This window comes from Collinsella aerofaciens ATCC 25986, assembly GCF_964239575.1.
In the GTDB taxonomy this organism is placed as follows: Bacteria; Actinomycetota; Coriobacteriia; order Coriobacteriales; family Coriobacteriaceae; genus Collinsella; species Collinsella aerofaciens_BQ.
In genome coordinates this window covers 14,568-38,388 of the sequence record NZ_CAXSQQ010000018.1, presented here as the reverse complement: position 1 = coordinate 38,388, position 23,821 = coordinate 14,568, and the positions used below count along the sequence as shown (strand labels likewise).

The following is a 23,821-nucleotide window of genomic DNA, read 5'->3' as shown; positions in this document are numbered from 1 at the left end:
CATCATCGCGGTCTATGGGGTCAACGATATGGCACCGTGGGGACACATGTATGTCAATCCTGGTCTAACAGAGCCTTTTTTAATCCCCGTCCCAGAAAAATCATTATGCATAGAAAGTCATAATTATCATTTCGTAAACATTTCGATGAAATTAACGCCATGAGGCATGCTTGCGGTTACAATACCGCGAGGCCTAACTACACACCTTTAAGCCGGTCCTGTGAGACCGGGAAGGAGAATTATGGCGAACAACCATACCGCGGGCGCTTCCGCCCGCACCTTCGCGCCCAGCGAGCTTTGCCAGCGTATGCTGGCCAAAACCAGCAAGGGCACCTGCGGTCCCTGCATCCTGTATCTTGAGGATGGGACCATTTTTTATGGACGTGCATGCGGCGCCGAGGGCACCGCGACCGGCGAAGTCTGCTTCAACACCTCGCTCGAGGGCTACTTTGAGGTCATGACCGACCCGAGTTATGCCGGCCAAATCGTAACCATGACCTATCCGCAGATCGGCAACTACGGTATCGACGAGACCGACGTCCAGTCGGCCTTCCCCGGCGACGCCGTGCGCCCTGCGAGCGCTCCGGCTATGCGCGGCATGATCGTTCGCGACATGTGCGCCACGCCTTCTAACTGGCGCTCGGCCGTCAGCGTGCCGGAGTACCTGCGTGCCCACGGCATCGTCGCTATCGAGGGTGTCGACACCCGCGCTCTGGTGCGCCATCTGCGCGACAATGGTTCCAAGATGGGCATTATCTCGACCGAGATCTTCGACGTCGACGAGCTTGCCGAGCGCCTGGCCGCAGCGCCCACGCTGGTAGGCGAGAACCTGGTCAAGACCGTAAGTTGCCCCGCGCCTCATGAGTTTGTGGTCGCCGACCTGCCTGCCACGCATGACTTTGCGCTTGCGGTTGCCGCTCCTGCCCGTCACAAAGTGGTCGCCTACGACTGCGGTGTGAAGCGCGGCATTCTGGAGGGCCTCGTCCGCGCCGGCTGCGACCTTACCGTCGTGCCGTGGGATACGCCCGCGAGTGAGGTGTTCGACATGAATCCCGATGGCGTCTTTTTGTCCAATGGCCCCGGCGACCCCGATGCCGTGGTGGAGACCTACGAGCAGGTGCAGCAGCTGATCGGCAAGGTGCCGGTCTTTGGTATTTGTCTTGGTCACCAGATGATCAGCCTGGCCTGCGGCGCCCAGATGGAAAAGCTTAAGTTCGGTCACCGCGGTGGCAACCAGCCGGTCATGAACCTGGTGAGCCGCCGCGTGGAGATCACCGCGCAAAACCACGGCTTTGGCCTGCTGTTCCCCAGTCTGGGCAAGCTTGTCCCCGAGCTTTCGGGCGGCGAGACCGAGCATGCGGCCGATGGAGATCTGCGCGTCTGGGTGCGCCGCGGAATCGCGCCGGTCGTGATGAACGACCGCTTCGGCCGCATTCGCCTGACACATGTGAACCTCAACGACGGCACCGCCGAGGGCATCCAGCTGCTCGACGCCCCGTGCTTCTCGGTCCAGTACCACCCCGAGGCCTCGCCTGGCCCCACCGATGCCCACTATCTCTTTACCGCCTTTACGCGACTCATGGACGGCGAGGAGAACTACCTGGACATCGACACCGCGAAGGACCGCCTCGCTGGCTGGAATTTTGCCGAGACCGCTGAGACCGAGGAGAACTAACATGCCGAAACGTACTGACATCAAGCGCATCCTCGTCATTGGTTCGGGCCCCATCGTTATCGGCCAGGCTTGCGAGTTCGACTACTCCGGCGCCCAGGCCTGCAAGGTGCTCAAGGAGGATGGCTTTGAGGTCATCCTGGTCAACTCCAACCCCGCGACCATCATGACCGACCCGGGCTTGGCCGACCGCACCTATGTCGAGCCCATCACCGCCGAATTTATCGAGCGAGTGATCAAGAAAGAGCGCCCGGACGCGCTGCTGCCCACGCTGGGCGGCCAGACCGGTCTGAATGCCGCCGTCGAGCTGGCGAAAGACGGTACGCTCGACAAGTACGGCGTCGAGATGATCGGCTGCGACCTGGCCGCTATCGAGCGCGGCGAGGACCGCAAACTCTTTAACGAGGCCATGGCCGAGATTGGCCTGGAGGTCGCGCGCTCGGGCTATGCCTACAGCGTGGCCGACGCCGAGGCCATCGCCGAGCGCGTGGGCTATCCCTGCGTACTGCGCCCGAGCTTTACCCTCGGCGGCGCCGGCGGCGGCATCGCTCACACCCACGAGGAGCTCGTCTCCATCGTGAGCCAGGGCCTGGAGCTCTCGCCTGCCCACGAGGTGCTGGTCGAGGAGTCCATCGAGGGCTGGAAAGAGTATGAGATGGAGGTCATGCGTGACCACGCCGGCAACGGCATCATCGTGTGCTCCATCGAGAATCTCGACCCCATGGGCGTGCACACCGGCGACTCCATCACCGTGGCGCCGGCGCAGACCCTCTCCGACCTGGAGTATCAGCGCATGCGTGTCGCGTCGCTCGCCATTCTGGAGAAGATTGGCGTCGAGACCGGCGGCTCAAACGTGCAGTTTGCCGTGAACCCTCAGACCGGCCGCTTGATCGTCATCGAGATGAACCCGCGCGTGAGCCGTTCGTCCGCGCTGGCCTCCAAGGCCACGGGCTTCCCCATCGCTAAGGCCGCCGCGCGCCTGGCCGTGGGCTACACACTCGACGAGATCGTCAACGACATTACCAAGGCAACGCCTGCCTGCTTTGAGCCCACGATTGACTACTGCGTTGTCAAGGTGCCGCGCTTTGCCTTCGAGAAGTTCAAGGGTACCGACCCCACGCTCACCACGCGTATGAAGGCCGTGGGCGAGATCATGGCGATCGGCCGCACCTTTGAGGAGGCCTTTGGCAAGGCTATGCGCTCGCTGGAGGATGGCCACCAGGGCATTTGCGCCGGTGGCAAAGAGGGTGCCGATAAGCTGAGCGACGACGAGCTTGCTCAGGCCGTGGCAACCCCGACCGAGCATCGCATCTTCTTTGTGGTCGAGGCCCTGCGCCGTGGCTGGGACATCGCTCGCATCCATGCCATCTGCGGTATCGATCCGTGGTATCTCAACCGTATCAACGATATGGTGCAGGTCCAGGAGAGCATCCGCGGCCTGCGTGTGGAGGATATCGACGCCGACGCGATGCGCCTGCTCAAGCAGTACGGCACGAGCGACGCCGAGATCGCCGCGCTGACCGGCTCGGACGAGCGCTTTGTGCGCGCCTATCGCAAGGGCCTTGGCGTGGTTCCCAGCATGAAGACGGTCGATACCTGCGCTGCGGAGTTCTCGAGCGCCACGGAGTACCACTACAAGACGTACGAGAACATCTACCGCACGAGTCCGGATGCCAAGAAGTGCGTGGCTCCCGACGAGACCACGCCGACGGACAAGCCCAAGGCGATGATCCTGGGCGCCGGTCCCAACCGCATTGGCCAGGGTATCGAGTTCGATTACTGCTGCGTGCACGCGAGCTACGCGCTGGCGGCCCGCGGCTTTGAGACCATCATGGTCAACTGCAATCCCGAGACCGTCTCGACCGACTACGACACGTCCGACCGCCTGTACTTTGAGCCGCTCACCTACGAGGACGTCATGGACGTTATCGACGTTGAGCGCCCCGATGGCGTCGTGGTGACGCTCGGCGGCCAGACCCCGCTTAAGCTGGCGCGCATGCTCGAGGAGAGCGGCGTGAACATCATGGGCACCAAGCCCGATGCCATCGACTTTGCCGAGGACCGCGAGCGCTTTGCCGCTCTGCTCGACAAGCTGGGCATCATGTACCCGCCGGCGGGCCAGGCCACCTCGTTTGAGGAGGCCGAGGCCGTAGCCGCGCACATCGGCTACCCGCTGCTGGTGCGTCCGAGCTACGTGCTGGGCGGCCGCGGCATGATGATCGCCTACGATGCCGAGCATCTGCGCGATTACATGGCCGAGGCTGCGCGCATTAGCCCCGACTACCCGGTGTACCTCGATCGCTTCCTGGAGGGTGCGATCGAGTCCGATGTCGACGCCCTGTGCGATGGCGAAGAGGTCTACATCGGCGGCATTTTGGAGCATATCGAGGAGGCCGGTATTCACTCCGGCGACTCTGCGACCTGCATTCCGCCGTTCAGCTTTAGCGAGAGCCTGCAGGCGAAGCTCCGCGAGACCACGAGCCGCATCGCGATGGCGCTGGGCGTGCGCGGCCTGGTCAACGTGCAGTACGCCATCAAGGGCGAGACCGTTTACGTGATCGAGGCCAACCCGCGCGCAAGCCGTACCGTCCCGTTTATCTCCAAGGCTACCGGCGTGCCGCTGGCCAAGTGTGCGGCGCGTATCATGGCGGGCGATTCCATCGCAAGCTTGGGCTTGCCGAGCGACGAGCGTCAGCTGGACTGGTTCTGCATGAAGGAAGCCGTCATGCCCTGGGGTCGTTTCCCGGGCGCCGACGTTATCCTGGGGCCCGAGATGAAGTCGACGGGCGAGGTCATGGGTATCGCTAAGAGCTATCCCGAGGCATACGCCAAGACGCAGCTGGCGATTGACTACAAGCTGCCCGACCCGAGCGCCGGTAAGGTGTTCATTAGCGTGTGCGACCGCGACAAGCGTCATATCCTTTCGGTCGCCCGTATCCTGCGCTACCTGGGCTTTGATATCTGCTCCACCGAGGGCACGGCGCGCGTGCTGCGTGGAGGCAACGTGACGTGCGAGGTCGTGGAAAAGATTAGCGGCCCGCACGACGGCGAGCGTCCCAATATCGGCGATCTCATCGCCGATGGCAAGATTGCGGTAATCATCAATACGCCATACGGCCCGGGCTCGCGTGGCGACGGCTACCTGCTGCGCACCGAGGCCGTGCGCCGCGGTGTGACCTGCGTGACCGCGATGTCTGCTGCCAACACGTACGTGAGTGCCATCGAGGCCGTGCGCGAGGATCAACAGGGTCACGGCAGTGCCAACGACATGGGCATGGACGTCATCGCCCTGCAGGACCTGCCGCAGTACACGGTGTAGACTGACCTGTTCGGCCGGGGCGGGAGGGGCCGAGATTTCCCCCTTTCGCTCCGGCTGCAAGCAGAGTCGCTCAGGAGGAAACTCGGCCCCCCGCCCCGGCCTGCGGTGACTTGGTTGCACCGTGTGCTGCGGAAGGGGCTTTGCGCGATGACTTAGGCTAAAGAGGATGCGGATGTCGAGTGAGGATTTTGTTCCTTGGGGAGCTTGGATTTGGGCTCTACGTGGGACGAAATCCTCGCTTGTTTTGTTGATGGGACATTTTCCTCGCTCGGTTGCCCACGGACCGTGCACCCCGGCTATTGCATCTTCGTGGTGAAGGTCGTCTTGCCGGCGGCGATGTGCACGTGGAGTTGGGTTCGACTGTCGCAGCTGATGAGGACGCCGACTTCGAACGGGGCTCCCGTTTTGTCGTAGGTGGAGCGCACGATGCGCATGGCCGCCTTGCCGGTGGTTTGGCCCAACAGGCTGGCCTCGTGCTTGCGATAGCTTGACAGGAATTATTACGCAAAATCTAAGATGTTTCAAAGACGCGAAGTAGATGATATATTTTACTTCGCGTTTCCTAATGGTTTTGGATTTTGCGAAGTAGGTTGCCATGAAACTTATAGATCGCCCGTTCTACATGAGCAAGCTTTCCAAGGTGGCAGGTACGCCTGATATCAAGGTGATCACCGGAATCAGGCGATGCGGAAAATCGAAATTGCTTGAGGCGTTTGCCAGCCAACTTCGTTCAAACGACCCCTCGGCCAACGTCATACGCGTCAACTTCAATCTACTTGAGTTCGAGCCGTTGGCGGAATACCATGCGCTGCATACATATGTGGAAAAGCACTATATCGAGGGTTGCCGGAATATCGTCATGATCGACGAGGTCCAGATGTGTGAAGGGTTCGAGCGGGCTATCAACAGTCTTCATGCGTCAGAGAAATATGACATTTACATCACGGGGTCGAATGCCTTTCTTCTCTCAAGCGACCTCTCGACGTTGTTCACGGGAAGAACGGTGGAGATCGAGGTCTTTCCGTTTTCACTTGCGGAGTTCTCGGCGTATCACGAGATCACTTCTCCAGCCGAGGCCCTTGCTCGCTATGTCCGAGAGGGAGGAATGCCGGGTTCCTATATCTACCAGGACGAAAGGATGCGTTTCTCATACATCTCGGATGTGCTTGAAACTCTTATCCTGGGCGACATCAGACAAAAATATCGTATACGTAATACGGAGCAGCTTAAACGTTCCTGCGAGTTCCTGATGGATAACGTCGGAAACATCTCTTCTCTCAAGGGGATGGCGGCCGAGCTGTCACGAGCGAACCTTAAGATAAGCGACAAGACTCTGGCTGTGTATATCGACTACCTGTGTAATGCGTTTGCGTTCTACCGGTTTCGTCGCTTTGACGTCTCAGGAAAGAAATACCTGTCGACGGGAGATAAATACTACCTGGCCGACCATTCGTTTCGCTACGCCGCGCTTGGCACGAAAAAGCTCGATTTTGGCCATGTTTACGAGAATATGGTGGCAATCGAGCTTATGCGCCGCGGATGGGAAGTCTACGTCGGCGTTCTCTACCAAAAGGAAGTAGACTTTATCGCCATCAGGCGCGACCGCCGTGTCTATATCCAGGTGAGTGACGACATTTCCCAAGAAGCGACGCTGGAGCGTGAGCTTGATCCGCTGCGACGGATTCGAGACGCCTATCCCAAGTGTGTCATCGCCCGAACAGGGCACGAAACGACTGATTGGGATGGCATCAAGGTCGTCGACCTGGCACGATGGCTTATGGGTGAATCAGGCGAGCTGGCCGTCTAGTACGCGATGACGCGGGCTGAAACGAACGAGCGAGGATTTCGTCCCGCGAGGAGGCCAATACGGCCCTCTTCGAGGGACAGAATCCTCGCTCAATCTCTTGGCGGGACATTATGCTCGGTCGATGATTAACGGTTGGTGGAAAGCGATGCCTCGTCCGTGTCACTATTCCGTGATTGCTTTTATTTTCTGCATGCTAAAATGAATGCATAAAAGACTTTATATTTGGAGGTCTCGATGCCTGCTTTAAAGATGCTCGACAATCTTGTTCCCATCAGCGATTTCAGTCACGGTAAGGGTCCCGCTGCGTTTTCGAGAGTGAGCAACGACAACCCGGTTGTGGTTTTGAAACACAACAAGCCGGCGTTCGTTATCGTGACGCCCGATGAATACAGGGAGGCGAAGCAGGCGGAGGAGGACCTCGCCTTGTTGACGTTGGCCCTTAAGAGGACGGCTGCGACAAGCGATGATGAACTCGTTTCCTTATCTGATGTTATGGCAGAGTTGGGTGTGGGCCAGGACGAACTCGATCAGATGGATGAGGTCGAGTTTGAATGAGCGGGTGCGAAGTCGCTTTCTACCCGGATGCTCTCAAGGATGTTAAGCGTCTGGACGGCTCCCAACGAAAGAACGTGCTTAAGGCCATCGAGAAAATCAGAGCGAATCTATTGTCGTAGAACGAAGGCGGATTCGGTAAACCCCTTGGAAACAAGGCCGGTACAGATTTGACAGGCTTTATGAAAATCAAGCTCAGAGGAAGTGGCATTCGGATTGTGTATCGCCTCATCAAGATAAAAGGGAAAATGGCCATCGTCGTGGTGGGCGCTCGCGAAGACATGGAAGTGTACCGAACTGCCCAAAGGCGAGCGGTTGATTTTGAGAAGTGGGCGGAAGAAAATCTCTAGCTTCATGGGTGAAAGACTGGTATGCGGCGATGCGCTCCAGACACACGGGTTTTGACAAGGCTCTGGCGATTAGAGGATTCGCCAGAGCCTTTTCCTATCCGTGGGGCACTCCTCTTGGACAGTTAGTTCAGATTTGTATTTATTTGAGGCCGCGTGGAGGGCGATTTGAGCTTGATTGGGCTGTTTTAGGTGGTCTGAACTGATAAAGGTGTACGGGCAAGAGCGAGAAGGACCCATTATCGGGTCTAAAGGGGCCCAAACCAGTTTGTTAGCGCCAATTAGCACCGCCAAAAAATACATATCTGAACTAACTGTCGATCGCGCGAATTTTTGTGGTGTAAGAGGGAGGGCCGCGTCAGCGCCCCCTGCGCCTAAGGCTATTCCGCAACGCCGTGGCGGTCAAGGACCTCCCTTATGACCTCGTGCGCGGCCAGCCTGACCGCCTCGAGCCTCTCGCCCTCGAGCGGTTCCGGGGCCGGGGCCGGGGCGGACGCGCGGGCGGCCGACTCGGGCGCGGCGACCCGGTGGGCGGCCCACCTGCCCTCCTCTCCGGCGAGCACCGCGCACACGAGCCGCATCATGGACGCCTCGGAGGGGAACGACTGCACCGAGCGGTACCTCCTCTTGATCTCGCGGTTCGCGCGCTCCTGCACGTTGTTCGTCCTGATCTTCTGCCAGTGCTCGCGGGGGAAGGACATGAAGGCGAGCGCGTCCTCCCTCGCGCCCTCGAAGACGTCGCCGGCCGCGCGGGAGAGGGCGCGCACCCTGGGCGCCGCCAGGTCCCACGCCGCGCGGGCGACGTCGGCGTCGGCCTGCCCCGCGCACGCCCGGACCAGGTCGGCGGCGAGCGCCTGGCCGGCGAGGCTGTGGACGTGGCCCCTGATGTCGCGCTGGAGGTGCGTCAGGCACCGCTGCCAGGAGCAGCCCGGCAGGACCCTGGAGACGGCGGCGACGAGCCCCGCGTGGGCGTCGGACACCGCGAGCCTCACGCCGCGCAGGCCCCTGTCCCTGAGGGAGCCGAGGAACTCGGACCAGGCGGCCTCGCTCTCGCTGTCGAAGCAGGCGCAGCCGAGGAACTCCTTGTGCCCGGAGGACGACATGCCGATCGCCGTGACGAGCGCGACGCTCGCGTAGCGCCCGCCGGTCCTGCACTTCATGTAGGTCGCGTCGAGCCACACGTAGGGGTGCTCGCCCTCGATCGGCCGGGTCCTGAACGCCTCGGCCTCCTCGTCCAGCCCGGCGCACAGCGCCGACACCTCGGAGCTGGACAGCGACGAGACGCCGAGCTCCTCGGCGACGAGCCCGACCTTGCGGGTGCTCACGCCAGCGACGTACATCTCGCGCACGAGCGCGACCATGGACGCCTCGACGCGCGTGTAGCGCTTGAGTATGCCCTCGGGGAAGTAGGTCCCCTCGCGCAGCTTGGGGACCCGCAGCTCGAGGTCGCCGAGGGAGGTCGACAGGGACCTCTCGCGGTAGCCGTTCCTGCTGTTGACGCGCTCGGGCGACCTGGAGCCGCGGGGCGCGCCGCAGGCCTCCTGCGCCTGGGAGTCCATCAGGGCGTTGACCACGGACTGGATCACCTCCCTGCCGAACTCCCTCAGGTCGTCGCACCGCGAGAACAGCGCGAGCAGGGCCTCGGTCTGGGGCCGGTCGAGGCCGAGCCCCCGGTCCGGCTGGGATAGAATGTCGCTGTGGGCCATCGTCTTTCCTTTCGTCGAATATCTAGGCACTGACGATTCTAGGCGATGGCCCTCCCTTGCTTCTTACACCACGACTGTGCGCGCTACCTAACTGTCCACCACCCTCTGTCGATTGCTCGTTTAAGCCCAAAATCAGCCAACGTACGTAAAGGTATGGTCTAGGTAATACCAGATAAACAGTACATTTTTGCTTAATTGGTATTTGGTTGAAGAACCAATTGGTATGGCTTTTTGAGTCCACTTAGCCGTCTACGTTCATTTTAATGCCGCTGGGAGAATTTCGAACTTGGTTGCGCAACTGCTTCCGTATACTGATTCAGCCTAATAGGTGGCTATCTGGTTACTACCAGTTGACCCATTGATAACGGGTGGGCCCGTGCTGCGAGGCGCGCGTCCGCGACACTTCCGCATGTCGGAGGAAAGGAGTCCAGTTGCGTAGGAATTCCATTTTCACGAAACGGTGGGTGAAGGGAAGCGCAGTTCTCGTCGCAACGGCGGCGACTCTCGTGTTCGCTAGCCCCCAGCAGGCGATTGCCACGCCGCTCAAGGGCGTCGACTCGGCGACCGTGTCTCAGTCCGCCTCGAACGTCGTCGACATCGATTTCACCGACGGCATCAAGGGCCGGGTCACATTTCTAGAGGACGGCATTTTCCGTTACAACGTCGACCCCAAAGGCGAGTTCTCCGAGTACGCCACGCCGCGTAGTAAGTCCCACACGGCTAAGATTCAGGCCCAGCCCGACACCTCGGACACCTACAGCAAGCCGAGCGCGACGGTTGTAGACAAAGGCGACGCCATCGAGATCACCGGCGGCAAGGCGACCGTGGTTCTGGACAAGGCGACCGGCAAGATGAGCATTAAATCGGGCGACCGCGTCGTGGTTTCCGAGTCCGCATCCCTCGACCTTGACAAGAAGGGTACTGTCCAGACGCTCGCCAAAGAGAAGTCCGAGAACTTCTTTGGCGGTGGCACCCAGAACGGGCGCTTCCTGCACACCAACCAGACCATCGCCATCTCCAACACTAACAACTGGACCGACGGCGGCGTCGCCTCGCCCAACCCGTTCTACTGGACGAGCGACGGCTACGGCGTGCTTCGCAACACGTTTGCTGAGGGTTCTTACGACTTTGGCTCTACGGACTCCTCGACGGTCACGACCTCGCACAGCGAGAATGAGTTCGATGCCTATTACTTCGTGGCAACCGAAACGGGCGCCTCGAACGTGGCAACCGAGATGCTGCAGGACTACTACAAGGTGACCGGCAATCCGGTGCTGCTGCCCGAGTATGGTTTCTACCTGGGTCATCTTAATGCCTATAACCGTGATGGCTGGTCAACGACCTCGGGTCAGAAGAAGTGGGAGACCAAGGGCAGCAAGTCCTCGAGTGAGAAGGGCGACGTTAAATACGAGTCTGGCATGTCGACGGGCTACAAGCTCGACGGCACGCTTGCGGCCGAGACGCTCAACGGTGAGGGCCCTACGGTTGATACCGAGAACATGAAGGCGACCGATTTCGACCGCCAGTTCTCCGCCCGGCAGGTTATCGATGACTACGAGGACAACGACATGCCGCTCGGCTGGTTCCTGCCGAACGACGGTTACGGTGCTGGCTACGGCCAGAACGGTTACTACAAGACCGGCGGCGTCAACTCCGACGGAACGAGTTCTGCCGAGCGCCTCAACGCCGTGCGCGCCAACGTCGACAATCTTAAGAAGTTCACCGAGTATGCCAACTCCAAGGGCGTGAGCACCGGTCTCTGGACCCAGTCGAACCTCGAGCCCGATAGCAACTCCGAGACCCCGTGGCATCTGCTGCGCGATTTCGATTCTGAAGTCAAGATTGGTGGCATCACCACGCTCAAGACCGACGTCGCTTGGGTCGGCTCCGGCTACTCCTTTGGCCTCAACGGCATCAAGGCGGCCTATGACACCGTGACCACCGGCGCCAACAAACGCCCCAACATCATCACGCTTGACGGCTGGGCCGGCACGCAGCGCTTTGGCGGCATCTGGACCGGTGACCAGTACGGCGGTAACTGGGAGTACATTCGCTTCCATATCCCCACGTATATCGGTCAGAGTCTCTCGGGCAACCCCAACATCGGCTCCGACATGGACGGCATCTTTGGCGGCAGCCCCATCATCTCCACGCGCGACTACCAGTGGAAGACATTCACGCCCTCTATGCTTGACATGGACGGTTGGGGCACCTACCGCAAGTCGCCCATGACGCACGGCGATCCATACACGGGCATCTCGCGCTTCTATCTCAAGCTCAAAGCACAACTCATGCCCTATATCTACACGAGCGCGGCCTCGGCGGCCAACATCGACACGGGTAACGGCGATACCGGCCTGCCCATGATTCGCGCCATGCTGCTCTCCGACAACTCCGAGTACGCCGCGAGCACCTCGACGCAGTATCAGTACATGTTCGGCGAGAACTTCCTGGTTGCGCCGGTGTATCAGGATACCCAGGCAGATGAGAACGGCAACGATGTCCGCAACGGTATCTACCTGCCCAACTACGGTACCGACGAGAATCCCACCATCTGGATTGACTACTTCTCGGGCAAGCAGTACCGCGGCGGTCAGGTCCTCAACAACTACGAGGCTCCGCTTTGGAAGCTGCCGCTCTTTGTTAAGGCCAACGCCATCGTGCCGATGTATGCCGAGAACAACAACCCCGAGGCCGTGACCGAGACCAACACCAAGGGCACCGACCGCAGCCAGCGTATCGTCGAGTTCTTCGCCACCGAGGGTGAGGGCAGCTTTACGCAGTACGAGGATGACGGCTCCTCCATCGAGAACAACACGACCGAGGACGATTCCTACGGCACAATCGACAATATTTCCTACGGTGAGCATGTGAGCACCGTCTATAAGTCGAGCGTGGTGGGCGGCACGGCGACCTTTACCGCCGAGGCATCGCAGGGCGGCTACAGCGGCTACGACTCCAACCGCACCACGACCTTTGTGGCCAACGTCTCCGCCAAGCCCACGAGCGTCTCCGCCAAGAACGGCGGATCCGCGCTCAACGTGGTTAAGGTCGACTCGCAGGAGGCCTTTGACGCCGCGACCCCCGAGGCCGGCCAGGCGGTCTACTTCTACAACGAGACCCCCAACCTCAACCACTACGGCAGCGATGCGGACAGCACCGAGGCCGAGAAGGGCGAGAGCTTCAACAACACCAAGATCACCACGAATCCCAAGGTCTACGTCAAGTTCGCGAAGACCGATGTCGCCACGGCAGCGCAGACGCTCGAACTGGGCGATTTCGTGAACGCCGATGCCACGCTCGCGGCCGACCGCCTCAACGAGAACCTCTCCACACCTGCGAATCTTGCTGCCCCCGAGGACGCCACGACCCCCACGAGCATTAAGCTCACCTGGGGGAAGGTCGATGGTGCTACCTCCTACGACCTTAAGGTAGACGGCACTGTGTTCGCCGTGGGCGATGCGGCAGAATTCACGCATACCGATCTTGCCTACAACAGCAAGCATACCTACCAGATTCGTTCGCGCAACGCCGATGGCTACTCTGCATGGAGCGACGTTCTTGAGGCGAACTCTGCACTCGACCCGTGGCGCAACGTCCCTAACGCTGAGGAAATCACCTGGGAGGGCTCGCTTTACGGCAGCCATAAGGCCGATCTCGCCTTCGACCATGAGTTCCAGTCGGGTGACGGTGGCTTCCACTCCGGCGGCAACGATCTGGGTAAGGCACTCACCGTTGATTACGGTCGCGCTTACAAGCTCGACAAGCTCGAGTACTATCCGCGCGATGACGCCGGCAACGGCACCGTGACCAAGATGCGTATCGAGACGAGTCTCGACGGCGTGCATTGGACGACGCAGGAGGTCGACTGGGAGCGCTCCGCCGCCTGCAAGACGGTGACGTTCGACGGCGCCGTGGCCGCACGCTACGTGCGTATGACGCCGCTCGCGTCCGTGGGCAGCTTCTTCTCCGCGTCCGAGATCGCCATCTACAAGGCCGATGGCACGGACGGCTTTGCTGTGGGCTCCAACCTCAACAAGGCCACGGTCTCCGACGGCGACTACTCCAACATGAAGAATTACCTGGGTCTTGAGAACCGCGAGCCCGACACCTCGACGTTCGACTCCCAGATCCGCGCCCACTTCGCCGACCTCAACGGCAACGGCGTCTACGACGTGTACGACTACTCCTTCACCATGGCGGCGCTCGACGGCGGCACCAAGCAAAAGGGCAAGGCTGCTGGCACCCTCGCGGTGATCCCGAGCAAGATGGAGGTCGAGGCCGGCGACGAGATCACGGTCGACGTCTATGCCACCGACGCCGAGAACATCAACGCGCTCGGTGCGCTCGTCAACTTCAACAGCGACCAGTTCGAGTATGTCTCCGAGAGCATCGCGCAGGATGCGTCGACGGCGGGCATGGAGAACCTCTCGCGCGAGAAAGTGCAGTTCACGGATGGCCACCAGACCATCAACCTGGCCTTCGCCAACCGCGGCGACGCCAAGCTCTTCAACAGTACTGGTGTGGTCGCGAGCTTTAAACTCAAGGCTAAGACGGCCGGCAAGGTCGAGCTGCCCTCGACGTCTTGGCTCGTCGGCCCGGCGTGCGACGCGCTCGAGTTCGTGAGTGATGGCACCGTGACGATGCCCGGTGTCCCGCAGCCCACCAAGTCCGAGTACGGCCGCGACGCCTTTGACATCACGATGACCAACGACGAGCTCCCCACCGACGACGGCACCAACGTCGAGAAGCTCATCCAGCAGAAGAGCTATGACGGACTGTTCGACAACAATGAGGGCGGCAACGACTTCGAGTTCCTGTGGAACTATGGGCCCAACTGGATCGACGGCAAGATGCCGACCTACGTCAAGCTGCCCGCCACGATGACGTTCGCCTTCAAGACGCCGTCGAAACTCGATAGCGTCGAGGTCGTTAACCGCAACGGTGGCAACGGCACCGTGCAGAAGATTAAGTCCGTCGTGACGTTCGAGGACGGCTCGACCCAGGAGTTCTCGGGCGGAAGCTTTGATTCCTATCAGGCTCGCTACGCCTTTGGCCTCTCTGCCGAGAACAAGGGCAAGAAGGCGACCAAGGTCGAGATCACGCCGCTTGAGGCATCGGGTGACCAGATGCTCACGCTGCGCGAGATCAACTTCAACTACACACAGGGTGTCGAGGCCATCGAGGGTGTCGAACTGGGCAAGAACCAGACCGAGTTCTTCGAGGGCGATGTGACGCTCGTCGACGCCAAGGCCACGCCCGAGAGCGCCGGCTACCCCTATGTGACGGTCGAGAGCTCCGATCCTTCTGTGGTGAGCGTCTCCGCTGTCCAGGCCGGCGATAGCGTGAGCTACTACCTGCGCGCCAACAAGGCCGGCAAGGCAACGATCACGGTGGCGTCGGTGCTCGATCCCTCCAAGACCGCATCCTATGAGGTCGAGGTCAAGGCTGGTGTCGACACCTCTGCGCTCATGGCAGCGCTTTCCAAGGCCGCGGGCTACAGCGAGTCCGTCTACACCAAGGATTCCTATGCAGCCCTCACCGCTGCGGTCGAGGCGGCTCAGAAGCTCCTCGATGGCGGCCAGGGCAGCTATAGCAAGAAGGATGTCGCAGACGCCACGGCCAAGATCGAGAAGGCAATCGACGGCCTCAAGATGCGCCCCGTCGATGAGAAGAGCCTCATCAACACGCCCGAGAACCGCGAGAACGTCAAGGTGACCGGCTTCTCGAGCGAGGCCGACTATGAGGGCAGCAACGCCGTCAACGCTCTTGACGGCGATGAGCAGACGCTCTGGCACAGCGACTGGGCCTATAAGGCCGGTATGCCCCAGTACCTGACCGTCGACCTGGGCCGCGACTACGATCTCACCGACGTCACGTTCCTGCCGCGCCAGGACGGCGGCACGAACGGCGATATCTTTGAGGCCGAGGTGCTGGTTTCCGACACCGCCGACGGTTATGAGATGGGCACCGCCACGTCGATGGGTACGTTTACCTTCGACAACGACGGCCGCGTGCTCACCGACCGTGGCGACTGGAAGCAGATGAGCTTTGGTGCCGCGCGCGGTCGCTACGTGACCGTCAAGGTGCTCCACGCCGGCGGTGGCAGCGTTGACGCCTACTGCAGCATGGCGGAGCTCAAGTTCTACGGTACGGCCGTTCCCAATCCGGTGGCGAAGGACGACCTCACTGCCGCGATTGAAAAGGTTGATGCCGAGGTTGCAGCCGGCGACCTTAAGGCCAGCGACTACACCGAGGCTTCCTGGACCGCGTTCCAGAACGCCTTGGCGAGCGCCCGCGCCATCCTGAACGACGAGAACGCCACGCAGGACGAGGTCGACCAGGCACTCAAGGCACTCGAGAGTGCTCGCGACGCGCTTGAGAAGACTCCGGTGACCCCGGTCGAGAACCCGACCAAGAAGCAGCTCAAGGCCTTGGTCAAGCAGGCGAAGGAGACTGACACCAGGGGCAAGACGGACGAGTCTGTCAAGGCCCTGACGGATGCCATTACCTACGCCGAGGACGTCTTGGGTGATGAGAATGCTTCCGACATCCAGCTCCAGGCGGCCTATGACCAGCTCAAGCTGGCCATTGAGAGCCTCAAGGATGCCGATTCCGGCAACCAGGGCGGCTCGGGCAACCAGGGTTCCGGCAATGGCTCAAACGGCGGCAACCAGGCGGGCAAGCCCGCAGGCGACAAGGCCCAGGGCAGCAAGAAGAGCGGTTCGGCGATCCCCAATACCGGCGACCAGACGGCGGCGACCGTCGCGGCCGTCGGTGGTCTTGGCGCCATCATCGCCGCGATCGGCGCTTTCTTCCATCGTCGCAGCAAGGCTAAGTAGTCCCAGCGACAACTAAGCAAACGTGCCCGCCGCTCCGTCAAGGACGGCGGGCATTGCTTTATTATTTCAGCCAACGTACGTCATGGCAATATCCGGTAGGTCGCAGGGCGCTTCGCGGGCGGGCCAGGCTCTATCTGAACGACTTTGCGAAGCAACCGGAGTGAAGATAAAGCCTGGCCCGCCCGCGAAGCGCCACAGAGACCGCAGGGACGGGAGCAGCTATACTACTCTCAGTAGTTAAGGGTCGCGGATTCGCCGCGTCACCGCTCTCAACAGGAGGTCTTTGTTTATGGCAGATCAGAAGCCGGTTGTCGGGATCATCATGGGCTCCAAGTCCGATCTGGGCGTTATGGAAGGTTGCACCGCCGAGCTCGAGGCGCTGGGCGTGCCCTATGAGCTCGTGATTGCAAGCGCGCACCGCACGCCGGCGAAGGTCCATGAGTGGGCCTCGACTGCTGCCGACCGCGGTATCAAGGTGATTATCGCTGCTGCTGGCAAGGCTGCTCACCTGGGCGGTGTCGTTGCTGCGTTTACGCCGCTGCCGGTCATCGGTGTGCCTATGAAGACGAGCGATCTGGGTGGTATGGACTCGCTGCTGTCGATGGTGCAGATGCCTTCGGGCGTGCCCGTTGCCTGTGTGGCCATCAACGGTGCCAAGAACGCTGCCATTTACGCCACGCAGATTCTGGGCGCCTGCGACCCCGAGTACCGCAAGGTTATCGAGAAGATGAAGCAGGAGATGGCTGACGCTTAAGCGCTCTGCCAGTCCATTTGCAGCATAAGGAGAGCCATGTCCGACTATCAGGGAAAGCGTTTTTCGGCTTCTCGGATTCCCGATCCAGCCAAGTCGGGAGCGGCCCGCGCGCCGCAGCGGGGTCGGACATCCTCTCTTCAGCAACCGCGCGCGCCGCGCCCTGTGACGCCGGCGAAGCATCGCCGTCAGGATACACCTGCTGCATATCGCCCTTCGTCATACAGTACGGCCAAGAAGTCACCTCGCTCTTCGGCGCATACCGCGCCATCGAGCTATACCGAGCCGCCGCGCAAAAAGCGCCGCTCCGTCATTCCCATTCTGCTCATCATCATCGGCATTGGCCTGATCGTTGCCGCGGCCGCCATCTTTATCAACGCGCAGATTGGCTATAAGCAGGCGAGCGAGTCGTATCAAAAGATCGAAAAGCAATATGTGAGCGACAAGGACGCCAGCGGCGTGCCGATTATCGACTTCAACGCGCTTGCCCAGACAAATCCCGAGGTTGTTGGTTGGATTTACACGCCCGGCACTAACATCAACTACCCCGTGGTGCAAACCAACAACAACTCCAAGTACCTCAACACGCTGTTTGACGGTACGGCCAATGCCTCGGGAGCCATCTTCTTGGATAGCGACGACACCGCGCCGGGCATGGTGGATCAGCAGACCACGATTTACGGTCATCACATGAATGACGGTTCGATGTTCAACGTGATTTCGGATACGACCGATCAAGCGACGTTCGACAGCATGGAATACGTGTACTACATCACGCGCGATGCGACGTATAAGTTGCGCCCGCTGGCGACCAAGGTGGTCGAGGACACGTATGCCAAGGCACGCACGCCCAACTTTGAGGGCGATGACGGGCTGAAGAATTACCTGTCCGAGATGCTCGACGCTGCCTCTGCCGTGGCGAGTGATGCCACCGATCGTGCCGCTTCGGCAACCAAGGTCGTAACGCTTGTGACCTGCCGCTCGCTGTCATTTAGCAATACGCGCGCAGTCATGGTGCTCACGCCGGTCGAGGAATAAGTGGTTCGAGAGTAGCTAAAAGAGCCCCGTCCCAAATGAGCTACTCGACGACAGTAAAAAGGAGAAATGATGCTTGAAAGTGGCAAATCGATGCCTTCGGTTGATGCTTGGCTGCGCGAAGCCAAGACCGATTCGTCGGCATCTGCGTGCGGTATGTATCTGACGCATAACGGCGTGGTGCGCGCGACGCCTAAGTCCGAGGTGCGTGGGGTCGAGACAGATGGTGTGGCGCCTGGACATAAGGTGGGCGGCATGGTGTTTGGCTTTGATGCCGAAAAGGTGCAGGCTGCTATCGAGGCAACGCGCGCGATGCCGGGTATCGGCTATGTGCGCGTGTGGCTGGCGAGTGGCGAGCTTACCGTGGGCGACGACATCATGCTCGTGCTCATTGGCGGAGACATTCGCCCGCATGTGGTCGATGCGCTGCAGGCGCTCGTCGGTACCATCAAAAATGAGTGTGTGAGCGAGATCGAGCGCGAGGCATAGGACTTTGCGATCAATTCGAGTCCATCTACAGCAAAAGCCCGCTGGCAGTTCAATCAGTCTGCCAGCGGGCTTTTCTGTGCGTTGGAAAATCTCGGCATTGCGTGGTGCTACACGCGCGTCGCATCCTTGGGGCTCATGGTCATGCTCTGGAAGCGGTTCTCCATATAGTCGTTATCGAAATACTTACCGTAGAACTGCGCGACGGGAATATCCGGCTCCGTGCCGTTGACGCGCTGGTACCAGTAGTCGAGCGACTGCAGCGTCATGACGCCGTCGACCAGCATAATGACGGTAAAGATGACGGTGGCCGAGTAGCGACTCTTCCACGGAATCATGTTGATGAGCTTGAGCAGCCTCGGCAGCAGCAGCTTGATCCAGATAAGGCCACCCAGGCCCCACAGGCAGGCAAAGCCCGTGCAGGTGCGTCCGCCCGTAAGGACGGCGAGTGGGTCGGGCATGCCGAACAGTTTCATGTGCGAGTAGCTCCACGAGACCACGCCAAATGAGGTCTGCATAAACCAGCCCACGAACACCTCAAAGCTCGCGCCGAGCACAGCGCTTACCAGGAAAATGATGATGGGGTTCTTTTTATAGAAGCGGTTGAGCACCATGGTCATGAGTACGGCGCCAAAGCCATAGATGGGGCTGAAGGGACCAAACAGCATGCCGGCGCGGTTCTGGTAGACGCCTGGGTCGTCGACCGTCATGTGCCAGATATCCTCGGCGATCAGGCCGAGCACGCAGCAGACGAAGAATACCCAGAACAGGTTGAAGTAGTTGAGCTTGATGTAGCCCTCGCCGGTTTCATCGCGTCCGAGCATGCCCTCGTCCGCGGCGTCGCGGTCGAGCATCTCCTGCAGGCGGCGCTGGAGTTCGCGCTCCTGGCGCAGCGTGGGGTCGACGGTGGCCGAAAGCGCGATGAGGATGACGAGCTGGACGGCGGGGCGCAGCAGGAAGGGTCCGATGCCTTGGAGCATCACGTCGACCAAAAGCTCGACGACGGTGAATGCGATAAGGATGTAGGACAGGCGGGCGGCGTTGCGGCGCTGGTTTTTGATAAGGTCCAGGCCAAAGATGATCAGGATGACGGCACTTGCCGCAGAGAGCATGATGCCGGCGACGATGAGTCCAACCGCGACGAGCGTGTTGTCGCCGAGCTTTTCGGCGGCGTTGCCGTTGATGAGCGCGGTGATGACCTGCCACATAAAGGCGGCGACCGACGGGAGCGTGCTCACGCCGGACAGGATGCACAGGACGGCGTACACCTTAATGACGAGGGGGATCTTCTTGACCTCCGTGGCGCTGGGGACGCTGGGGTCGAGTTCGTTTCGATCCATACAGAACCTTTCTCGCTTTGTTGTAGGTTATAAGGATACGCCGCCGACCTGCCAAAAGACAGGACGAACGTCCCAATTGCAACAATGCAACCCTCAACGGTGGGCGCGGCGGACATCTGGGAGCGCGGGCGCCTGCACTGGGCAGGCCGATAAAATGTTTGGCCGCAAAACGGATTATTAGCTCGGTGGGCTTTTAAAAAGCGCTGCTCATGCGCTGGGGAGCGCGTCGCGCCGTGCGTATAATAAGGCGGGTAACGCCAAAATACGAGGCTCTGAGGGGATACCATGTCTCAAGAAACCATCCGCGCGGCCGAGCGTGCCGCGGGACAGGTGAACGCCATGTCGACGTATGATCCGGACTCCGACCAGCTGCATGAGGAATGCGGCATTTTTGGTGTCTGGGCGCCCGATCGCGACGTGGCTCGACTGACGTACTTTGGCCTGCGTGCATTGCAGCACCGTGGCCAAGAATCGGCGGGAATCGCCGTGGGTGACGGCGGCACGGTTATGGTTCGCAAGGACCTGGGCCTGCTCGACCGTGTGTTCTCCAATGCCGATTTGTCGACGCTCTCCGGTCAGCTGGCCGTGGGCCATGTGCGCTACGGCACCGCCGGCGCCAAGAGCTGGGAAGCCTCTCAGCCGCACCTCTCTACCATCAATAGCGTCATTATCGCGCTCGCGCACAACGGCACCCTCGTCAACACCGACGAGCTGCGCCGCCAGCTGATCGAGCTGGGCGTGCCGTTCCTCTCCAACTCGGATTCCGAGGTCGCGACCAAACTCATCGGCTACTTTACTCAGCGTACAGGCCATCTGCGCGAGGGCATTCGCAAGACCATGGAGCTCGTGCGCGGCGGCTACGCCATGACGCTCATCAACGAGCAGGCGCTCTACGCATTCCGCGATCCGCACGGCATTCGCCCGCTCGTGCTGGGCAAGCTGGTGGACGAGGGCCTGGACCAGGCCGATGCCGCATCCGTTTCGCAGCTGCCGTCGCAGGACGGCGCCGCGACGGTCGACGCCACCACCCATGTCACCCGCGCCGGCGGCTGGGTCGTCGCCTCCGAGACTTGTGCGCTCGACATTGTGGGCGCCGAGTACGTCCGCGACGTCCGTCCCGGTGAGATTTTGCGCATCAGCGCCGAGGGCCTTGTGTCCGAGCAGGGCGTGCCTGCCGCCGAAGAGCCTGCTAACTGCATCTTTGAGCAGGTCTACTTCGCTCGCCCCGACTCCATCATGAACGGCAAGAGCGTCTACGCCTGCCGTTATGACATGGGTCGTCAGCTGGCACATGAGGAGCCCGTTGAGGCCGACCTGGTCATCGGCGTGCCCGACTCCGGCCTGCCGCCCGCGGAGGGGTATTCGCACGAGAGCGGTATTCCCTTTGGCGAGGGCCTCATCAAGAACCGCTACGTGGGTCGTACATTTATCGAGCCTACGCAGGAGCTGCGTGCCATGGGCGTGCGTATGAAGCTCAATCCGTTGCGTGACAACATCGAGGGCAAGCGCCTGGTCGTCATCGACGACTCCATCGTCCGCGGCACCACCATGGTGCAGCTCGTCAAGATGCTGCGCAACGCCGGCGCCAAGGAGATTCATATCCGCATCAACTCGCCCGAGGTCATCTGGCCGTGCTTCTACGGTATCGATACCGACGTGCAGTCGCAGCTTATCAGCGCCAACAAGACGGTCGACGAGATTTGCGAGTATATCGGCGCCGATTCGCTGGCCTTCCTTTCGGTCGAGGGCCTGCTGAAGGTCATGCCCAAGGGCGGTTACTGCGATGCGTGCTTTACCGGCCGCTATCCCGTGGCGATTCCCGAGAGCTTTGGCCGCGACAAGTTCATGGAGGGCTTTAAGCCCCGCAACCTGGACAAGCCGCTGCATTTTGACGACGACGCCGTGGTCGAGAAATACGACGACCGCAGCTGGGAAGAGGAGCACGGCGAGGCCTAAAACCTGCCATTTAGGGACAGGTTTATTTTGGTAGGTTTTACCTGCTGTTTTGTTGATATGACGGCGCGTGCTGTTATGGCGCGCGCCGAAATGAACGCAACTATGAGCACCGTTTGGCGCCAGTGCGGCAAACGGTAGTGGGAGAGGAAGGCTCAGATGAGCGACAGCAAGCATGTGACGTATGAGGACGCCGGCGTCGATACCGCCGAGGGCGGCCGCGCCGTCGACGCTATTAAGCAGATGGTCAAGGACACCAATCGTCCCGAGGTTATCGGCGGCATCGGCGGCTTCGGTGGCCTGTTCTCGGCCGCCGCGCTTAAGGATATGGAAGACCCGATCCTGATCAGCGGCACTGACGGCGTGGGCACCAAGCTCGTGCTCGCCCAGATCATGGACCGTCACGAGACGGTGGGCCAGGACCTGGTCGCTATGTGCGTCAACGACATTCTGGCTTCGGGCGCCGAGCCGCTGTTCTTCCTGGACTACGTTGCCATCGGCCACATCGAGGCCGAGCACATGGCAAAGATCATCAAGGGTGTGGCCGACGGCTGCAAGCTCGCGGGCTGCGCGCTCGTGGGCGGCGAGATGGCCGAGCACCCCGGCGTCATGGCTCCTGCCGACTACGACCTTGCCGGATTTACCGTGGGCGTCGTCGACCGTCCCAAGATGCTCGACCCCGCGAACGTCCGCCCCGGCGACGTGATCCTGGGCCTGCCTTCCACTGGCGTGCACTCCAACGGCTACTCGCTCGTGCGCAAGGTCATTGGCGTCGACGGCATTAAGCCGGGCACGCCCGAGGCCGCCGCTAAGGCCGAGGAGCTGAGCCGTCCGCTCGAGGAACTCGGCGGCGCATCGCTGGCAGACGCCCTGCTGGCTCCCACGCGCATCTACGTCAAGCCGATTCTGGAGCTGCTGCGCGGCGGCGCCAACGTGCACGCTATCGCCCACATCACTGGCGGCGGTATTACCGAGAACCTCAACCGCGCGCTTGCCGACGACGTCGACGCCGTGGTCACCCGCAACGGCGCCGAGATGGGTTGGGACGTTCCGCCCGTCATCACCTACGTGTCGCGCCAGGCCGAGCTCGCGCCCAACGAGGCATGCAAGACCTTCAACATGGGCGTTGGCCTGTGCCTGATCGTCGCCCCCGAGGACGAGGCTGCCGTGACCGAGGCCCTGGTCGCGCTGGGCGAGAAGCCGTTCCGCGTGGGCGAGTGCGTCGAGGGCTCCGGTAAGGTCGTGTACTCCGATGAGCGCTAACGAGCAGATGACTGCTGCCGAGGGCCTGGATTTTGTGCCCTATACCCGTCCGACCGGTACCGATACGGCCGAGCCGCTCAAGATCGGTGTGCTCATCAGCGGTTCGGGTACCAACCTGCAGGCGCTGATCGATCTGATCGCTGCCGGCAAACTCAACGCTTCGATTGAGCTTGTGGTGTCGAGCCGTCCTTCGGCTAAGGGTTTGCAGCGCGCTGAGCGCGCGGGCATCCAGACGCTTACGCTGTCCAAGGATGTCTATGCCAACCCCATCGCCGCCGACGAGATCATCGCGCACGAGCTGCTCGAGCGCGGCTGCGAATATGTGGTCATGGCCGGTTACATGCGCATGGTGCACACGCCGCTGCTGGCGGCGTTTCCCAACCGCGTGGTCAACTTGCATCCGGCACTGCTGCCGAGCTTTACCGGCGCACATGCGATCGACGATGCCTTTGCGCGCGGCGTCAAGGTAACTGGCGTGACCGTGCATTTTGCCAACGAGATCTACGACAACGGTCCCATCATCGCCCAGCGTGCGCTGGCTGTTGAGGAGGGCTGGGATGTCGACACGCTCGGGGAACACATCCACGCGATTGAGCACGTGCTGTATCCCGAGGTCGTGCAAATGCTCGCCGACGGCCGCGTCCACGTGCTGGAGAGCGGCAAGGTCGCAATTGACGCGCCTCGCGGCTAGCGGCGCACAGTACAATTTAGCTGAGTAGTCAGGGTGGTCATTGGCGCCAAGGCGCAC

At 61.0% G+C, this 23,821-nt stretch carries 15 protein-coding genes; 11 read left to right on the top strand and 4 right to left on the bottom strand.

Annotated features, from left to right (window positions below; translation table 11 throughout):
* Nucleotides 1-241: 241 nt before the first annotated feature.
* Nucleotides 242-1,675 (top strand): glutamine-hydrolyzing carbamoyl-phosphate synthase small subunit, encoded by a 1,434-nt coding sequence (gene carA / locus ACESUZ_RS07895; RefSeq protein WP_373199437.1) that lies wholly within the window; start codon nucleotides 242-244, stop codon nucleotides 1,673-1,675.
* Nucleotide 1,676: 1 nt separating this feature from the next.
* The gene (gene carB / locus ACESUZ_RS07890; RefSeq protein WP_373199436.1) at nucleotides 1,677-4,991 is read left to right on the top strand and encodes a carbamoyl-phosphate synthase large subunit; all 3,315 of its coding nucleotides are present in this window, start codon (nucleotides 1,677-1,679) and stop codon (nucleotides 4,989-4,991) included.
* A gap of 296 nt (nucleotides 4,992-5,287) precedes the next feature.
* On the opposite strand, the gene ACESUZ_RS07885 is transcribed toward carB, so the two are convergent.
* Complete coding sequence (locus ACESUZ_RS07885; RefSeq protein WP_373199434.1) at nucleotides 5,288-5,452, bottom strand: hypothetical protein; 165 nt, start codon at nucleotides 5,450-5,452, stop codon at nucleotides 5,288-5,290.
* A gap of 134 nt (nucleotides 5,453-5,586) precedes the next feature.
* Between ACESUZ_RS07885 and ACESUZ_RS07880 the strand changes: the two genes are divergently transcribed.
* Together ACESUZ_RS07880 and ACESUZ_RS07875 are read left to right on the top strand one after the other, a co-directional pair.
* On the top strand, nucleotides 5,587-6,798 hold the full coding sequence (locus ACESUZ_RS07880) for an ATP-binding protein (protein WP_373199433.1): 1,212 nt from the start codon (nucleotides 5,587-5,589) through the stop codon (nucleotides 6,796-6,798).
* A 249-nt stretch (nucleotides 6,799-7,047) separates the two neighbouring features.
* Nucleotides 7,048-7,353: a type II toxin-antitoxin system prevent-host-death family antitoxin gene (locus ACESUZ_RS07875; protein WP_373199431.1), complete on the top strand. Its 306-nt coding sequence runs from the start codon at nucleotides 7,048-7,050 to the stop codon at nucleotides 7,351-7,353.
* Nucleotides 7,354-7,460: 107 nt separating this feature from the next.
* Here ACESUZ_RS07875 and ACESUZ_RS07870 read toward each other — a convergent pair whose 3' ends face one another.
* Entirely contained in the window at nucleotides 7,461-7,706 is a 246-nt protein-coding gene (locus ACESUZ_RS07870) for a hypothetical protein (protein ID WP_373199429.1), read from the bottom strand.
* A 371-nt stretch (nucleotides 7,707-8,077) separates the two neighbouring features.
* Nucleotides 8,078-9,403, bottom strand: coding sequence for an IS256 family transposase (locus tag ACESUZ_RS07865; protein ID WP_373199427.1), 1,326 nt, complete (start codon nucleotides 9,401-9,403; stop codon nucleotides 8,078-8,080).
* A gap of 506 nt (nucleotides 9,404-9,909) precedes the next feature.
* Between ACESUZ_RS07865 and ACESUZ_RS07860 the strand changes: the two genes are divergently transcribed.
* The 4 genes from ACESUZ_RS07860 to ACESUZ_RS07845 all read left to right on the top strand — a co-directional run bounded on the left by ACESUZ_RS07860 (nucleotide 9,910) and on the right by ACESUZ_RS07845 (nucleotide 18,520).
* A complete protein-coding gene (locus ACESUZ_RS07860; protein ID WP_373199425.1) occupies nucleotides 9,910-16,245 on the top strand; it encodes a discoidin domain-containing protein in 6,336 nt (2,111 codons plus the stop codon).
* Between the two features lie 289 nt (nucleotides 16,246-16,534).
* Nucleotides 16,535-16,999: a 5-(carboxyamino)imidazole ribonucleotide mutase gene (gene purE / locus ACESUZ_RS07855; protein ID WP_006235810.1), complete on the top strand. Its 465-nt coding sequence runs from the start codon at nucleotides 16,535-16,537 to the stop codon at nucleotides 16,997-16,999.
* 162 nt (nucleotides 17,000-17,161) lie between these two features.
* Nucleotides 17,162-18,034, top strand: a complete 873-nt coding sequence (locus ACESUZ_RS07850; protein WP_373199423.1) for a class B sortase — start codon at nucleotides 17,162-17,164, stop codon at nucleotides 18,032-18,034.
* A gap of 69 nt (nucleotides 18,035-18,103) precedes the next feature.
* Complete coding sequence (locus ACESUZ_RS07845; RefSeq protein WP_373199421.1) at nucleotides 18,104-18,520, top strand: molybdenum cofactor biosynthesis protein MoaE; 417 nt, start codon at nucleotides 18,104-18,106, stop codon at nucleotides 18,518-18,520.
* Between the two features lie 107 nt (nucleotides 18,521-18,627).
* Here ACESUZ_RS07845 and ACESUZ_RS07840 read toward each other — a convergent pair whose 3' ends face one another.
* On the bottom strand, nucleotides 18,628-19,857 hold the full coding sequence (locus tag ACESUZ_RS07840) for a putative ABC transporter permease (RefSeq protein ID WP_373199419.1): 1,230 nt from the start codon (nucleotides 19,855-19,857) through the stop codon (nucleotides 18,628-18,630).
* A 285-nt stretch (nucleotides 19,858-20,142) separates the two neighbouring features.
* Here ACESUZ_RS07840 and ACESUZ_RS07835 point away from each other — a divergent pair, with 285 nt between their 5' ends.
* The 3 genes from ACESUZ_RS07835 (at nucleotide 20,143) to purN (ending at nucleotide 23,764) form a co-directional block, all read left to right on the top strand.
* Nucleotides 20,143-21,813: an amidophosphoribosyltransferase gene (locus ACESUZ_RS07835; RefSeq protein WP_373199417.1), complete on the top strand. Its 1,671-nt coding sequence runs from the start codon at nucleotides 20,143-20,145 to the stop codon at nucleotides 21,811-21,813.
* A gap of 156 nt (nucleotides 21,814-21,969) precedes the next feature.
* A complete protein-coding gene (purM, locus tag ACESUZ_RS07830; RefSeq protein WP_055251557.1) occupies nucleotides 21,970-23,073 on the top strand; it encodes a phosphoribosylformylglycinamidine cyclo-ligase in 1,104 nt (367 codons plus the stop codon).
* Entirely contained in the window at nucleotides 23,063-23,764 is a 702-nt protein-coding gene (purN, locus tag ACESUZ_RS07825; protein WP_373199415.1) for a phosphoribosylglycinamide formyltransferase, read from the top strand. Before purM ends, purN begins: the two co-directional genes overlap by 11 nt.
* The last annotated feature ends 57 nt before the right edge of the window (nucleotides 23,765-23,821 follow it).

What these genes read in the sequence shown, in the direction of transcription:
- carA (WP_373199437.1), top strand. Translation starts at nt 242, where the DNA reads ATGGCGAACAACCATACCGCGGGCGCTTCCGCCCGCACCTTCGCGCCC.
- carB (WP_373199436.1), top strand. Translation starts at nt 1,677, where the DNA reads ATGCCGAAACGTACTGACATCAAGCGCATCCTCGTCATTGGTTCGGGC.
- ACESUZ_RS07880 (WP_373199433.1), top strand. Translation starts at nt 5,587, where the DNA reads ATGAAACTTATAGATCGCCCGTTCTACATGAGCAAGCTTTCCAAGGTG.
- ACESUZ_RS07875 (WP_373199431.1), top strand. Translation starts at nt 7,048, where the DNA reads ATGCTCGACAATCTTGTTCCCATCAGCGATTTCAGTCACGGTAAGGGT.
- ACESUZ_RS07870 (WP_373199429.1), bottom strand. Translation starts at nt 7,706, where the DNA reads ATGAAGCTAGAGATTTTCTTCCGCCCACTTCTCAAAATCAACCGCTCG.
- ACESUZ_RS07865 (WP_373199427.1), bottom strand. Translation starts at nt 9,403, where the DNA reads ATGGCCCACAGCGACATTCTATCCCAGCCGGACCGGGGGCTCGGCCTC.
- purE (WP_006235810.1), top strand. Translation starts at nt 16,535, where the DNA reads ATGGCAGATCAGAAGCCGGTTGTCGGGATCATCATGGGCTCCAAGTCC.
- ACESUZ_RS07845 (WP_373199421.1), top strand. Translation starts at nt 18,104, where the DNA reads ATGCTTGAAAGTGGCAAATCGATGCCTTCGGTTGATGCTTGGCTGCGC.
- ACESUZ_RS07840 (WP_373199419.1), bottom strand. Translation starts at nt 19,857, where the DNA reads ATGGATCGAAACGAACTCGACCCCAGCGTCCCCAGCGCCACGGAGGTC.
- ACESUZ_RS07835 (WP_373199417.1), top strand. Translation starts at nt 20,143, where the DNA reads ATGTCTCAAGAAACCATCCGCGCGGCCGAGCGTGCCGCGGGACAGGTG.
- purM (WP_055251557.1), top strand. Translation starts at nt 21,970, where the DNA reads ATGAGCGACAGCAAGCATGTGACGTATGAGGACGCCGGCGTCGATACC.
- purN (WP_373199415.1), top strand. Translation starts at nt 23,063, where the DNA reads ATGAGCGCTAACGAGCAGATGACTGCTGCCGAGGGCCTGGATTTTGTG.